The sequence below is a fragment of the Dactylosporangium sp. NPDC000521 genome (genome assembly GCF_042898305.1).
GTDB lineage: Bacteria > Actinomycetota > Actinomycetes > Mycobacteriales > Micromonosporaceae > Dactylosporangium.
In genome coordinates, this window is the sequence record NZ_JBIAYW010000009.1 from 139,197 (window position 1) to 152,738 (window position 13,542).

The window sequence follows — 13,542 nt, forward strand, 5'->3', positions numbered from 1 at the left end:
CGCCGGACGCCACGTGCCGCTTCAGGGGCGCACTCGCGGGATCCTCACCCAAACCCGCGCGGAATGCTCAGCGTGCAGACCCGCCCGCGCCCGCACCGGCATCGCCGCCGCGCAGCATCCGATGGCCGGCTGCCATCGGCCATGGCTCCCGCCGCCGCGACGCGCGGCTCACCCGTGATCCCGTGCGGTTCCAGCAGTCAGGGCTACCGGAACCGCACGGGATCAAAAGGAAGCCGGGCGGAGGGCGGGCCCCCGGCCGGGCCTTCCAGTGCGGCAGGCCGAGCGACGGCGGCACCACCGTCACCACCGCACCGGGGTCAAGCGGTCCAGATGCTGGCGCAGCTCGGCCACCAGATCGGACGGGCGGGTGGTCAGGTCGGTCCAGGAATAGCTGACGACCGTCCAACCGGCGGCGGCCAGCCGGGTGTGCCGCTCCCGCAGCGGCGCCGGCTCCAGCTCGTCGATGCCCAGCTCGATGACCAGCTTCGCCTCGGGGAAGACCAGGTCGCCGAGGCCGATCAGGCCCCACCGGTCGCTGATCGGCTCGTGCGGTGACCAGCCCCAGATCCCGGCCCGCTGCAGCAGCTTCCCCGCCAGCTTCTGCGCGGCCGTGCGGTTGCCCAGAGCGACCACCCGCACCAGCCGGACCAGCCGCGGTGTCCCGTGCCGGCCGGTGGCGTCGCGGATGCGGGTCGCCAGGTCGGGCATCGTCGTCCAGCACTCCTGCAGGGCGGTCGCGAGCAGGGCCGAGGCGGCACCGTCGGGCAGCAGGCGGGCGCAGTCGAAGACGGTGCGTGACGGCGTCGTGACCTGCTGTTGGTCGACGGTGCAGACGTCCGACGCGGGCAGGTCCACCGGCACGATGTGGACATGCCTGAGCCGGGGCCGGCGGCCGGGAAATGCGACGAACGTCTCGCTGCTCGGCACCTCCCAGCCGTGCCAGCGGGCGGCGGACGGGCCGGCGAGCACGGCGCCGGGAAGGGCGAGCTGCGCGGCGACGTCGCGCAGCCGGGGAGTGACCGGCAGGCCGCGGTCGGCGAAGACGTCCCGGACGACAGGGGACCAGTCGCCGGCCTGCACCTTGGTCCTGATCCGCAGGGTGGTGAAACCGCAGCTCAGAGCCTGTGCGCGAGTGAAAAGGCCGCGTTGGTCAGCGGCAAGTGCGTCGAGCCGGTCACGGTCCGGCTGCCCGGGGTTCATGATGACCGAGGATCGTCACGCATCCACGCGAAGTCGACGCACAACAATTTTCTGTGGATAACCCGGCGCCATGATCACCGTCTCCACGGCCTCAGACCCGACCGACCACTGCCTTGTCGTCCTATTTGCCGATCTAGGTGACCGCTCGGGTGAAAACTTAGGGTCGCCTAACCGACAGGGGACCTCTTCGCGGTTCTAGACTCGCACCAGATGACTTTGTGAAGACTTTCACGAGCCGGACAACGACCGGGAACGAGCCCGGAAGCCACCGGTCAGACTGACGAAGGGCAGGAGGTGACGGCTGTGACCGACACTCGGCAAGACGCAGATGTCATCGTCGTCGGCGCCGGTCCCGGCGGCTCGTCCGCCGCGTTCCACCTCGCCCGGCACGGGCTGCGGGTCCTGCTGCTGGAGAAGACCGAGTTCCCCCGGGAGAAGGTCTGCGGCGACGGTCTGACCCCGCGCGCGGTCAAGCAGCTCATCAAGATGGGCATCGACACCACCGAGGAGAAGGGCTGGCTGCACAACCGCGGCCTGCGCGTCATCGGTGGCGGCATCCGGCTCGAGCTCGACTGGCCCGACCTCGCGAGCTTCCCGGACTACGGGCTGACCCGCACCCGCATGGACTTCGACCAGATGCTGGCCACGGCCGCCACCGACGCCGGCGCGATCCTGCGCACCGGCACGCCGGTGACGGGGCCGATCCTCGACCGCACCGGCCGGGTGGTCGGCGTGACCGCGACCGGCCCCGGCAAGGAGCCGCTGGAGTTCCGGGCGCCGCTGGTCATCGCGGCCGACGGGGTCTCCGGCCGGTTCGCGCTCGCGCTCGGCATCGCCAAGCGGGAGGACCGGCCGATGGGTGTGGCCGTCCGCCAATACTTCCGCAGCGAGCTCCGGCACGACGACGACTACCTGGAGTCGTGGCTGGAGCTGCGCAGCCGCGAGTCCGGCGACAAGCTGCTGCCCGGCTATGGCTGGATCTTCGGCCTCGGCGACGGCCGGGTCAATGTCGGCCTGGGCGTGCTCAACAGCAGCGTGGCCTATGGCAAGACCAACTACAAGACGCTGCTCTCCGACTGGGTCGACAACACGCCGGCCGAGTGGGGCCTGTCCGACCCGGCCAACGCCGAGGGCAAGCCGCAGGGTGCCGCGCTGCCGATGGGCTTCAACCGGGTGCCGCACTACACCCGGGGCGTCCTGCTGGTGGGCGACACGGGCGGCATGGTCAACCCGTTCAACGGCGAGGGCATCGCGTATGCGATGGAGTCGGGCGAGCTGGCGGCGGAGATCGCCATCCAGGCCCTGGCCCGCCCGCAGGGCACCGCGCGCGAGCGGGTGCTCGCCAACTACCCGACCGAGCTCAAGGCGCGTTACGGCGGCTACTACCGGCTCGGCAACATCTTCGTGAAGCTGATCGGCAACCCGCAGGTGATGCGGGTGGCCACCAAGCACGGCATGCCCCACCCGATGCTCATGCGGTTCGTGCTGAAGCTCCTCGCCAACCTCACCGACCCGCGAGGTGGCGACGCCATGGACCGTGTGATCAACGCGATGACCCGCATCGCACCGGCAGCCTAGCCACAAGGCCGACATATGACGGCACATCCCGAAAACCGCAACTGAACAGCCAAAGCACCGCCAAAAGCACCGCCCCGGACGGAGTAGTCCGGACCTCACCGAATAGTGTTAAACCGCATACAGCTTGAGTGGTCCCCTGGGGCGGCAGCCCCGCCGGGCTCGCCGAAAGGACGGAGCAGCACAATGTCGCTCGCGCCGTACGTACCTATCCTCGGACTCTTCGCCCTCGCCGCAGCCTTCGCGCTGTTCTCGGTGGCGGCGGCCCCGTTCGTCGGGCCGCGCCGCTTCAACAAGGCGAAGCTCGACGCCTACGAGTGCGGCATCGAGCCCACTCCGCAGCCCGTCGGCGGTGGCCGCTTTCCGGTCAAGTTCTATCTGACCGCGATGCTCTTCATCGTCTTCGACATCGAGATCATCTTCCTGTACCCGTGGGCCATGAACTTCGGCATGCTCGGGGTGTTCGGGTTCGTGGAGATGGTCCTGTTCATCGTCACGGTGTTCGTCGCGTTCGCCTACGTGTGGCGGCGCGGCGGGCTGGATTGGGACTGAGCCATGGGCATCGAGGAAAAGGTACCGACCGGCGTCCTGCTGACGACCGTCGAGAAGCTGGTCAACTGGTCGCGCAAGGCCAGCTTCTGGCCCGCCACCTTCGGTCTGGCCTGCTGCGCCATCGAGATGATGGCGACCGGCGCGGCCCGCTACGACCTGGCGCGCTTCGGCATGGAGGTCTTCCGGGCCAGCCCCCGCCAGGCCGACCTGATGATCGTGGCCGGCCGGGTCAGCCAGAAGATGGCCCCGGTCCTGCGCCAGATCTACGACCAGATGCCGGAGCCCCGCTGGGTGCTCTCGATGGGCGTCTGCGCGTCCAGCGGCGGCATGTTCAACAACTACGCGATCGTGCAGGGCGTCGATCACATCGTGCCCGTCGACATGTACCTGCCGGGCTGCCCGCCGCGGCCCGAGATGCTGATCGACGCGATCCTGCGGCTGCACGACAAGGTGATGGCCGAGCCGCTCGGTGACCGTCGCCGCCGCATGATCGAGGCGCGGGTCGAGCGCGACGGCGCGCCGATCGTGGCGCCGGGCGCCATGCCGTCGAGCTACCGGTTCGACAAGGCCAAGCGCGCCGAGTGGACCAAGGCCGTCGCTCAGGGCCGCGAGGAGCAGCTGCGCATCCAGAAGTGGATGGAAGAGCGGGCGAACCTGTCCGGAGGAGCGAAGTGACTGAGGTAGAACCGGTCGGCGCCGAGCTCGGCGCTCCGGCGCAGTATCCCCCGTCCAGCACCGCGGGGCGGGGCATGTTCGGCGTGCACGGCACGGGCGACACCTCCGGCTTCGGCGGTCTGCGCCGGCGCCGTGAGGTCGAGCTGGACTCGCCGCGGCCGTTCGGTGGGTACTTCGACGAGGTCGTCGACGCGCTCGAGGAGGCATACCCGGGCTTCGACGACGCGATCGAGCGGGTCGTCGTCGACCGCGGCGAGCTGACGCTGCACATCGTGCCCGAGCGCATCGCCGAGGTCGCCCAGATCATGCGCGACGACCCGGCGCTGCGTTTCGAGCTACTGTCGTCGGTGTCCGGCGTCGACTACCTCGGTGCCGACGCCCGGCGGCTGCACGCCGTCTACCACCTGACCTCGATGACGTTCCGCCGCCGGATTCGGCTGGAGGCCGCGGTCACGGCCGAGGACCCGCACCTGCCGAGCGTCACCCAGGTGTACCCGACCGCCGACTGGCAGGAGCGGGAGACCTACGACATGTTCGGCATCGTCTTCGACGGCCACCCGAACCTGACCCGCATCCTCATGCCCGACGACTGGGAGGGCTTCCCGCAGCGGAAGGACTACCCGCTCGGCGGTGTGCCGGTCGAGTACAAGGGCGCCGAGATCCCACCGCCGGACCAGCGGAGGAGTTACCAGTGACCACCGATTACGCCAGCGCTCGCGAGACCACCGAAGGCCGGGTCTTCACCGTCACCGGCGGCGACTGGGACACCGTCGTCAACGAGGCGGGCTCCGAGGAGCGCATCGTCGTCAACATGGGCCCGCAGCACCCGTCGACCCACGGCGTGCTCCGGCTGGTCCTGGAGCTGGAGGGCGAGACGGTCACGGAGGCCCGGACCGTCATCGGCTACCTGCACACCGGCATCGAGAAGAACCTCGAGTTCCGCAACTGGACGCAGGGCACCACGTTCGTCACGCGCATGGACTACCTGGCGCCGATCTTCAACGAGACCGGCTACTGCATGGCGGTCGAGAAGCTCCTCGGCATCGAGGACCAGATCACGCCCCGCGCCAAGACCATCCGCGTGCTGATGATGGAGCTCAACCGGGTCGCCTCCCACCTCGTGTGGCTGGCGACGACCGGTATGGAGCTCGGCGCGCTGTCGATGATGATCTACGGGTTCCGCGAGCGCGAGTACATCCTCGACATCTTCGAGATGGTCTCCGGCCTGCGGATGAACATGGCCTACGTGCGGCCGGGCGGCGTCGCCCAGGACGTGCCCGAGGAGGCCCTGGCGAAGATCCGGGAGTTCCTCGGCTGGATGCCTGATCGCATCGACATGTACGAGGATCTGCTGTCGGGCAACACGATCTGGAAAGAGCGCACGCAGGGCGTCGCCGTGCTGGACGTGACCGGCTGCCTGGCGCTGGGCATCACCGGCCCGGTGCTGCGCTCCGCCGGCCTCGGCTGGGACATCCGCAAGCAGCAGCCCTACTGCGGCTACGAGACCTACGACTTCGAGGTCCCGACCGAGCCGACCGGCGACGCGTGGGGCCGCTACAAGGTCCGGCTCAACGAGATGCGCCAGTCGGTGCGGATCATCCAGCAGGCCATGGACCGGCTCGAGCCGGGCCCGATCATGATCGGCGACAAGAAGATCGCGTGGCCGGCGCAGCTGGCGATCGGCGGCGACGGTCTCGGCAACTCCCTCGACCACGTCGCCAAGATCATGGGCCAGTCGATGGAGGCCCTGATCCACCACTTCAAGCTGGTCACCGAGGGCTTCCGGGTGCCGGCCGGCCAGGTGTACGTGCCGATCGAGGCGCCCCGCGGCGAGCTCGGCGTGCACGCGATCTCCGACGGCGGCACCCGCCCTTACCGGGTGCACTACCGGGAGCCCAGCTTCGTCAACCTGCAGGCGATTCCGGCGATGGCCGAGGGCGGGCTGCTCGCCGACGTCATCGTGGGCGGCGCCTCGCTCGACCCCGTCATGGGTGGGTGTGATCGTTAATGGCGTTCAGTGAGGTCACGCGCGAACGCGCGCGGCAGATCATCGCGCGGTACCCCGAGGGCCGCTCGCGCTCGGCGCTGCTGCCGCTGCTGCACCTGGTGCAGTCGGAGCAGGGCTACGTCTCGCCGGAGGGCATCGCCTTCTGCGCCGAGACCCTGGGCATCACCAAGGCGCAGGTCGGCGCGGTCGCGACGTTCTACACCATGTACAAGCGCAAGCCGACCGGCGACTACCTGGTCAGCGTCTGCACCAACACCATGTGCGGCGTCCTCGGCGGCGACAAGGCGTACGAGGCGCTGCGCGACTACCTGGGTGTCGACCACGACGAGACGACCGCCGACGGCAAGATCACGCTCGAGCACGCCGAGTGCCTGGCCGCCTGCGACTACGCGCCGGTGATGACGGTCAACTACGAGTTCTTCGACCAGATCACCGAGGACAGCGCGCTCACCCTGGTCAAGCAGCTGCAGAACGGCGAGCGCCCGCAGCCGACCCGCGGCACGCGCCTGTGCACGCTCAAGGAGATGGCGGTCCAGCTGGCCGGCTTCGCCGACGACCGGGGCGACGACGTCATCGCCGACGGCCCCGCGGGCGAGCCGACCCTCGCCGGCAACCGGCTCGCGGAGCGCTTCGGCATCGCCGTCCCCGGCTTCGACCCGGAGACGCCGATCACCAAGAAGGCCGAGGAAGCGCCGAAGCCGGCCGAGACCATGCCGAAGGCCGCCTCGGACGCCAAGCCGGCCGGTGACAGTCCCGCGCCTCAGAAAGACGCAGTGAAGGAGGCGAAGGCGTGACCCTCGACTACCAGCCTTCCCAGGAGTCGCTGTCGAAGCTGACGCCGGTGCTGACCAAGCGCTGGCTCTCGCCCGACGCGTGGAAGATCGACGTGTACGAGCGGCTCGACGGCTACACCGCGCTGCGCAAGGCGTTCAAGGCCCACCCCGACGAGCTGATCCAGCTGGTCAAGGACTCGGGCCTGCGCGGCCGCGGCGGCGCCGGCTTCCCGACCGGCATGAAGTGGGGCTTCATCCCGCAGAATGACGGCAAGCCGCACTACCTGGTGGTCAACGCCGACGAGGGTGAGCCGGGCACCTGCAAGGACCTGCCGCTCATGATGGCCGACCCGCACGCGCTGGTCGAGGGCGTCATCATCGCCTCCTACGCCATCCGGGCCAGCTTCGCCGCGATCTACATCCGCGGCGAGGCCGTCCACTCCGCCCGCCGGCTGCGCGCCGCGGTCGAGCAGGCGTACGCCAAGGGGTACCTCGGCAAGAACATCCTCGGCAGCGGCTTCGACCTCGACCTGGTCGTCCACAGCGGCGCCGGCGCGTACATCTGCGGCGAGGAGACGGCGCTGCTGGACTCGCTGGAGGGGTATCGCGGCCAGCCCCGGCTGCGGCCGCCGTTCCCCGCGACGCACGGGCTCTACGCCTCGCCGACGGTCGTCAACAACGTCGAGACGATCGCCAGCGTCCCGTACATCGTCCTCGGCGGCTCGGCCTGGTTCCGCAGCATGGGCACCGAGAAGTCGCCCGGCCCGAAGATCTACTCGATCTCGGGGCGGGTCAACAACCCGGGCCAGTTCGAGTGCGGCCTCGGCGTCACGCTGCGGCAGCTCATCGACCTGGCCGGCGGCATGCAGGCCGGTCACAAGCTCAAGTTCTGGACCCCGGGCGGGTCGTCGACGCCGATGCTCACCGACGAGCACCTCGACACGCCGATGGACTTCGAGGGCATGATGAGCGTCGGCACGATGCTCGGCACCACCGCCGTCCAGGTCTTCTCCGACCAGGACGACATCGTCTACGCGACGTACCGGTGGATCGCCTTCTACCACCACGAGTCCTGCGGCAAGTGCACCCCGTGCCGCGAGGGCAACTACTGGATGGTGCGGATCCTGCACCGCATCCTCGCCGGCCAGGGCACCCACCAGGACCTCGACACCCTGCTGGACGCCTGCGACAACCTCCTCGGGCGCTCGTTCTGCGCGCTCGGCGACGGTGCCACCAGCCCGGTGACGTCCTCGATCAAGTACTTCAAGCAGGACTACCTGGACTACATCGAAGGCCGCAAGGCCCCGATGTTCAAGGGCGAACTGGTAGGAGCCCACTGATGACGGACGTCGTTCCGAAGGTCGAGACGGTCAAGCTGACCATCGACGGCATCGAGGTCGAGGCACCCAAGGGCGCCCTCGTCATCCGGGCCGCCGAGCAGATCGGCATCTCCATCCCCCGCTTCTGCGACCACCCGCTGCTGGCCCCCGCCGGCGCGTGCCGCCAGTGCCTGGTCGACGTGGAGGGCCAGCGCAAGCCGGTGGCCTCGTGCACGCAGCCGGTCGCCGAGGGCATGGTGGTCCGCACCCAGATGACCTCCGACGTGGCCAAGAAGGCCCAAGAGGGCATCATGGAGTTCCTCCTGATCAACCACCCGCTGGACTGCCCGGTCTGCGACAAGGGCGGCGAGTGCCCCCTGCAGAACCAGGCGATGAGCAACGGCCAAGCCGAGAGCCGGTTCGTCGAGCACAAGCGGGAGTACCCGAAGCCGCTGCCGATCAGCACCCAGGTGCTGCTCGACCGCGAGCGGTGCGTGCTGTGCCAGCGCTGCACCCGGTTCTCCGACGAGATCGCCGGTGACAAGTTCATCGACCTCATGGAGCGCTCGTCCAACGAGCAGATCGGCGTCTTCCGGGGCAACCCCGAGTCGCCCGAGGACGACGCGCCGTTCAACTCGTACTTCTCCGGCAACACGATCCAGATCTGCCCGGTCGGCGCGCTCACCAGCGCGCAGTACCGCTTCCGGGCCCGGCCGTTCGACCTGGTCTCCACGCCGAACGCGTGCGAGCACTGCGCGGCCGGCTGCGACCAGCGGGCCGACCACCGCCGCGGCAAGGTCATGCGCCGCCTGGCGGGCGACGACCCGGCGGTCAACGAGGAGTGGAACTGCGACAAGGGCCGCTTCGCGTTCCAGTACACCAACGCCACCGACCGGCTGACCAAGCCGCTGGTGCGCGACGCGAAGACCGGTGAGCTGCGCGAGGCGAGCTGGCCCGAGGCCCTCACGGTCGCGGCCGCCGGGCTCGCCGCGGCGAAGGACAACGGCGGCGTCGGCGTCCTGACCGGCGGCCGGCTGACGGTCGAGGACGCGTTCGCGTACTCGAAGTTCGCCCGGGTCGCCCTCGGCACCAACGACATCGACTTCCGGGCCCGCCCGCTGTCCGCGGAGGAGGCCGAGTTCCTCGGCTCGTCGGTGGCCGGCCGGGTCGAGGTCACCTACGCCGACATCGAGCGTGCCGGCGCGGTCGTCTTCGTCGGGCTGGAGCCCGAGGAGGAGTGCCCGATCATCTTCCTGCGGGCCCGCAAGACCTACCTGAAGCGGGGGCTGGCCAGCTACGCGGTCGCCCCGTTCGTCAGCCGCGGGTTCGAGAAGCTCGGCGCGACCGTCATCCTCACCGCGCCGGGCGCCGAGGCGGGGGTGCTCGGCGAGTCCGAGCAGCTGCGCGAGGCGCTGTCGGCGGAGGGCGCGATCCTGTTCGTCGGCGAGCGGCTGGCGAGCGTCGAGGGCGGCCTGTCCGCCGCGGCGCGGATCGCCGAGGAGACCGGCGCCAAGCTCGCCTGGGTGCCACGGCGCGCGGGTGACCGCGGCGCGGTCGAGGCCGGTGCGCTGCCGACCCTCCTGCCGGGTGGCCGTCCGGTGTACGACCCGGCCGCGCGCAGCGAGGTCGCCGTCGCGTGGCAGCTCGACGCGGGCGTCCTGCCCAGCGCGTCGGGCCGGGACACCGACGCGATCATCGCCGCCGCGAAGGCCGGCCAGCTCGGCGGGCTGCTCGTCGGTGGCGTCGACCCGGGCGACCTGGCCGACCCGCGGGCGGCCGAGGAGGCGCTCGACGCGGTCGGGTTCGTGGTCAGCCTGGAGCTGCGGCTCAGCGCCGTCGCCAAGCGCGCCGACGTGGTCCTGCCGATCGCCCCGGCGGTCGAGAAGAGCGGCGCCTACGTCAACTGGGAAGGCCGGGTCCGGCCGTTCGACACGGTGCTGAAGACCGCTGCGATGAGCGACGCCCGGGTGCTGGACGCGATCGGCCGTGAGCTGGGTGTCGAGCTGGGCGTCGGCGACGTCGTCGCGGCGCGGGCACAGCTCGCCGCGCTCGCGGAGCTCCCGCTGCCGGGCACCGCCGAGGCCGGCACCGCGCTGCGCGCCAGCGTCCGGGCCGCGGTGCCGACGGTGGCCGCGGGTGCGCCTGCCACGCCGGCCGGCGGCCAGGCGGTCCTGGCGTCCTGGCACCACCTGATCGACAGCGGCTCGCTGCAGGACGGCGACGGCCACTTGGCCGGCACCGCCCGCACGCCGGTCGCGCGGATCTCCAAGAGCACCGCCGCCGACCTCGGGGTCGTCGACGGTGACCCGGTGACGGTCGGCACGGCACGGGGCGCGATCACCCTGCCGGCGCTGGTCACCGACATGGTCGATCGCGTCGTCTGGGTCCCGACGAACTCGCCCGGCTCGACCCTGCGGCGCACGCTCGGCGTGGCCGAAGGTGCGCTGGTCGAGATCAGCACTGGGGGTACCAACTCATGATCCTCGCCGCGAACCTCGACCAGTTCGGCAAAGACCCCTGGTGGCTGGTGCTCGCCAAGGTCGTCGTGATCTTCGCGTTCCTGGTCGTCATGACGCTCTTCGCCATCTGGTACGAGCGCAAGGTCGTCGCCCGGATGCAGGTCCGCCCGGGGCCGAACCGCAACGGCCCGTTCGGCCTCCTGCAGTCCCTCGCCGACGGCCTGAAGCTGGCGTTCAAGGAAGACATCATGCCGCGCCTCGCGGACAAGGTGGTCTTCTTCTTCGCGCCGGTGATCTCCACGATCTGCGCGTTCACCGCGTTCTCGGTGATCCCGTTCGGCCCGACGGTGTCGATCTTCGGCCACCACAGCCCGCTGCAGCTCACCGACATCCCGGTGGCGGTCCTGCTGGTGCTGGCGTGCTCGTCGATGGGCATCTACGGCGTCGTGCTCGGCGGCTGGGCCTCCGGCTCGACCTACCCGCTGCTCGGCGGCCTGCGCTCCAGCGCCCAGATGATCTCGTACGAGGTCGCGATGGGCCTGTCGATCGTCTCGGTCTTCCTGGTCTCCGGCACGATGTCGACCTCGCAGATCGTGGAGAGGCAGGCCGGCAACGGCACCGTCGACATCGGCGGCTGGAGCGCGGACCTGCCCGCCTGGTACGGCATCCTGCTGCTGCCGAGCTTCCTGATCTACTTCACCTCCGCGGTCGGCGAGACCAACCGGGCGCCGTTCGACCTCCCCGAGGCCGAGTCGGAGCTCGTCGGTGGCTTCCACACCGAGTACTCGTCGCTGAAGTTCGCGCTGTTCTTCCTCGCCGAGTACGTCAACATGGTCACCGTCTCCGGCCTGTGCACGACGCTGTTCCTCGGCGGCTGGCGGGCACCGTGGCCGATCTCGCTGTGGGACGGCGCCAACCAGGGCTGGTGGCCGGTCCTCTGGTTCACCATCAAGGTCCTGCTCCTGCTGTTCGTGTTCGTCTGGCTGCGCGGCACGCTGCCCCGCCTGCGGTACGACCAGTTCATGCGGTTCGGCTGGAAGGTCCTCATCCCGGCCAACCTGATCTGGATCCTGTCCCTCGCCGGCATCCTGCTGACGATCAACACCGACAGCTTCAGCTCGACGACCAAGTTCGTCGTCTCCGTCGCGATCATCGTCGCCGCCCTGGCGGTCGGCCTCGTGGCCCTGAGCCTGTCGCGTCGCGGCGTCAAGGCGGTCGAGATCCCGCAGGCGCACCCGGGTGGCCGGGTCGGCGGCACCAAGGGCTTCCCCCTGCCGCCGATGAACCTCGAGGTGCCGCCCAGCCCGCGGGCCAAGCGCGTGATCGTCGAGCGGGAGCCCGTCTCGACCGGCAAGGAGTCAGCATGAGCATCGGTGGGACTCTGAAGGGGTTCGGGGTCACCTTCTCGCACATGTTCAAGAAGGTGGTCACCGAGGAGTACCCGGAGCAGCGCAAGCCTCCGGCCCCGCGGTACCACGGCCGGCACATCCTCAACCGGTGGCCGGACGGGCTGGAGAAGTGCATCGGCTGCGAGCTGTGCGCGTGGGCCTGCCCCGCGGACGCGATCTTCGTCGAGGGCGCCGACAACACCGAGGAGGAGCGCTTCTCGCCCGGTGAGCGGTATGCCCAGACGTACCAGATCAACTACGCCCGCTGCATCTTCTGCGGCCTGTGCATCGAGGCCTGCCCGACCCGCTCGCTGACCATGAGCAACGAGTACGAGCTGGCCCGCGACAACCGGCGCGACCTCATCTTCACCAAGGAGATGCTGCTCGCGCCGCTGCTGCCGGGCATGGAGCGCCCGCCGCACGACATGCGTCTCGGCGACACCGAGAAGGACTACTACGTCGGCGCGCTCGACAACCCCGGCACGTCCGCGGGTGCCGAGCACTACAAGGGGGGTCAGGCGTGAACTACTCCCTCGAGCTGCTGGCCGCCGCGGGTGACGTGAAGGGCGGCGAGGCCACCGCCTTCTGGATCCTCGCCCCGCTCGCGGTCCTCGGCGCCATCGGCATGGTCTGGGCGCGCAACGCCGTGCACTCCGCGCTGTTCCTGGTGATCACGATGATGTGCCTGGGCGTGTTCTACGTCCTGCAGGCCGGCCCGTTCATCGGCATGGTGCAGATCATCGTCTACACCGGCGCCATCATGATGCTGTTCCTGTTCGTGCTGATGCTCGTCGGCCGCGACTCCTCGGACTCGCTGATCGAGACATTGCGCGGCCAGCGGATGGTGGCGATCCTGCTCGGCGTCGGGCTGGCCCTGCTGATGGGCGTCGGGCTGTACCGCGCGCTCGGCGAGAGCACCCCGAAGGGGCTGACCGAGGCGAACGCGGCCGGCAACGTGACCGGCCTGGCCAGCCTCATCTTCACCAAGTACGTGTTCGTCTTCGAGGTGACCTCGGCGCTGCTGATCACGGCGGCGGTGGGCGCGATGATCCTGGCGCACATCGAGAAGCGCAAGGAAGAGAAGATCAGCCAGCCGGAGCGGATGCTCGCCCGGTTCCGGCCGGGCAACTACCCCGCGCCGAAGCCCGGCCCGGGCGTGTTCGCCACGTCCGACTCGGTGGCGACGCCCGCGCGGCTGCCCGACGGCACCCCGTCGGACCGCAGCATCTCCAAGATCCTCCCGACCCGGGAGTTGACGTCGGCAGACGTCGCACCGAAGGGGACCGAGAAGTGACACCGACGTACTACATCGTCCTGGCGTCGATCCTGTTCACGATCGGCGCGGTGGGTGTGCTCATCCGGCGCAACGCCATCGTGCTGTTCATGTGCATCGAGCTCATGCTCAACGCGGCCAACCTCGCGCTGGTCACGTTCAGCCGGATCAACGGCACGCTCGACGGCCAGATCATGGCGTTCTTCGTCATGGTCGTCGCGGCGGCCGAGGTCGTCGTCGGCCTGGCGATCATCATGTCGATCTTCCGGACTCGACGCTCCGCAAGCGTCGACGACGCGAACCTGCTGAAGTACTAGGGA

At 69.7% G+C, this 13,542-nt stretch carries 13 protein-coding genes; 12 read left to right on the forward strand and 1 reads right to left on the reverse strand.

The window, feature by feature from the left end:
* Positions 1 to 300: 300 nt before the first annotated feature.
* Positions 301 to 1,080 carry a hypothetical protein gene (locus ACFY3L_RS28565; protein WP_389330455.1) on the reverse strand — a complete coding sequence of 260 codons (780 nt, stop codon included), beginning with the start codon at positions 1,078 to 1,080 and terminating at the stop codon, positions 301 to 303.
* Positions 1,081 to 1,503: 423 nt separating this feature from the next.
* Here ACFY3L_RS28565 and ACFY3L_RS28570 point away from each other — a divergent pair, with 423 nt between their 5' ends.
* From ACFY3L_RS28570 to nuoK, 12 genes are all read left to right on the forward strand, one after another.
* Positions 1,504 to 2,778, forward strand: coding sequence for a geranylgeranyl reductase family protein (locus ACFY3L_RS28570; protein ID WP_389330458.1), 1,275 nt, complete (start codon positions 1,504 to 1,506; stop codon positions 2,776 to 2,778).
* 183 nt (positions 2,779 to 2,961) lie between these two features.
* Complete coding sequence (locus tag ACFY3L_RS28575; RefSeq protein WP_344509015.1) at positions 2,962 to 3,327, forward strand: NADH-quinone oxidoreductase subunit A; 366 nt, start codon at positions 2,962 to 2,964, stop codon at positions 3,325 to 3,327.
* Positions 3,328 to 3,330: 3 nt separating this feature from the next.
* The gene (locus ACFY3L_RS28580; protein ID WP_033363264.1) at positions 3,331 to 4,002 is read left to right on the forward strand and encodes an NADH-quinone oxidoreductase subunit B family protein; all 672 of its coding nucleotides are present in this window, start codon (positions 3,331 to 3,333) and stop codon (positions 4,000 to 4,002) included.
* Positions 3,999 to 4,697 (forward strand): NADH-quinone oxidoreductase subunit C, encoded by a 699-nt coding sequence (locus ACFY3L_RS28585; protein ID WP_389330461.1) that lies wholly within the window; start codon positions 3,999 to 4,001, stop codon positions 4,695 to 4,697. The genes ACFY3L_RS28580 and ACFY3L_RS28585 overlap by 4 nt, the downstream gene beginning before the upstream one ends.
* Positions 4,694 to 6,010, forward strand: a complete 1,317-nt coding sequence (locus ACFY3L_RS28590; protein ID WP_389330464.1) for an NADH-quinone oxidoreductase subunit D — start codon at positions 4,694 to 4,696, stop codon at positions 6,008 to 6,010. The genes ACFY3L_RS28585 and ACFY3L_RS28590 overlap by 4 nt, the downstream gene beginning before the upstream one ends.
* A complete protein-coding gene (gene nuoE, locus ACFY3L_RS28595) occupies positions 6,010 to 6,804 on the forward strand; it encodes an NADH-quinone oxidoreductase subunit NuoE (protein ID WP_389330467.1) in 795 nt (264 codons plus the stop codon). The genes ACFY3L_RS28590 and nuoE overlap by 1 nt, the downstream gene beginning before the upstream one ends.
* Complete coding sequence (gene nuoF / locus ACFY3L_RS28600) at positions 6,801 to 8,123, forward strand: NADH-quinone oxidoreductase subunit NuoF (protein ID WP_389330470.1); 1,323 nt, start codon at positions 6,801 to 6,803, stop codon at positions 8,121 to 8,123. Before nuoE ends, nuoF begins: the two co-directional genes overlap by 4 nt.
* Entirely contained in the window at positions 8,123 to 10,582 is a 2,460-nt protein-coding gene (locus ACFY3L_RS28605) for an NADH-quinone oxidoreductase subunit G (RefSeq protein ID WP_389330473.1), read from the forward strand. The genes nuoF and ACFY3L_RS28605 overlap by 1 nt, the downstream gene beginning before the upstream one ends.
* Positions 10,579 to 11,928 (forward strand): NADH-quinone oxidoreductase subunit NuoH, encoded by a 1,350-nt coding sequence (gene nuoH, locus ACFY3L_RS28610; protein WP_389330476.1) that lies wholly within the window; start codon positions 10,579 to 10,581, stop codon positions 11,926 to 11,928. The genes ACFY3L_RS28605 and nuoH overlap by 4 nt, the downstream gene beginning before the upstream one ends.
* On the forward strand, positions 11,925 to 12,473 hold the full coding sequence (gene nuoI / locus ACFY3L_RS28615; RefSeq protein ID WP_389330479.1) for an NADH-quinone oxidoreductase subunit NuoI: 549 nt from the start codon (positions 11,925 to 11,927) through the stop codon (positions 12,471 to 12,473). Before nuoH ends, nuoI begins: the two co-directional genes overlap by 4 nt.
* Positions 12,470 to 13,243, forward strand: coding sequence for an NADH-quinone oxidoreductase subunit J (locus ACFY3L_RS28620; protein WP_389330482.1), 774 nt, complete (start codon positions 12,470 to 12,472; stop codon positions 13,241 to 13,243). The genes nuoI and ACFY3L_RS28620 overlap by 4 nt, the downstream gene beginning before the upstream one ends.
* Positions 13,240 to 13,539: an NADH-quinone oxidoreductase subunit NuoK gene (gene nuoK / locus ACFY3L_RS28625; RefSeq protein ID WP_033363255.1), complete on the forward strand. Its 300-nt coding sequence runs from the start codon at positions 13,240 to 13,242 to the stop codon at positions 13,537 to 13,539. Before ACFY3L_RS28620 ends, nuoK begins: the two co-directional genes overlap by 4 nt.
* Positions 13,540 to 13,542: the final 3 nt, after the last annotated feature.

Bases quoted from the DNA above. Each gene is read 5' to 3' on its own strand.
- ACFY3L_RS28605 (WP_389330473.1), top strand. From the start codon at position 8,123: ATGACGGACGTCGTTCCGAAGGTCGAGACGGTCAAGCTGACCATCGAC.
- ACFY3L_RS28575 (WP_344509015.1), top strand. From the start codon at position 2,962: ATGTCGCTCGCGCCGTACGTACCTATCCTCGGACTCTTCGCCCTCGCC.
- nuoE (WP_389330467.1), top strand. From the start codon at position 6,010: ATGGCGTTCAGTGAGGTCACGCGCGAACGCGCGCGGCAGATCATCGCG.
- ACFY3L_RS28580 (WP_033363264.1), top strand. From the start codon at position 3,331: ATGGGCATCGAGGAAAAGGTACCGACCGGCGTCCTGCTGACGACCGTC.
- nuoH (WP_389330476.1), top strand. From the start codon at position 10,579: ATGATCCTCGCCGCGAACCTCGACCAGTTCGGCAAAGACCCCTGGTGG.
- nuoI (WP_389330479.1), top strand. From the start codon at position 11,925: ATGAGCATCGGTGGGACTCTGAAGGGGTTCGGGGTCACCTTCTCGCAC.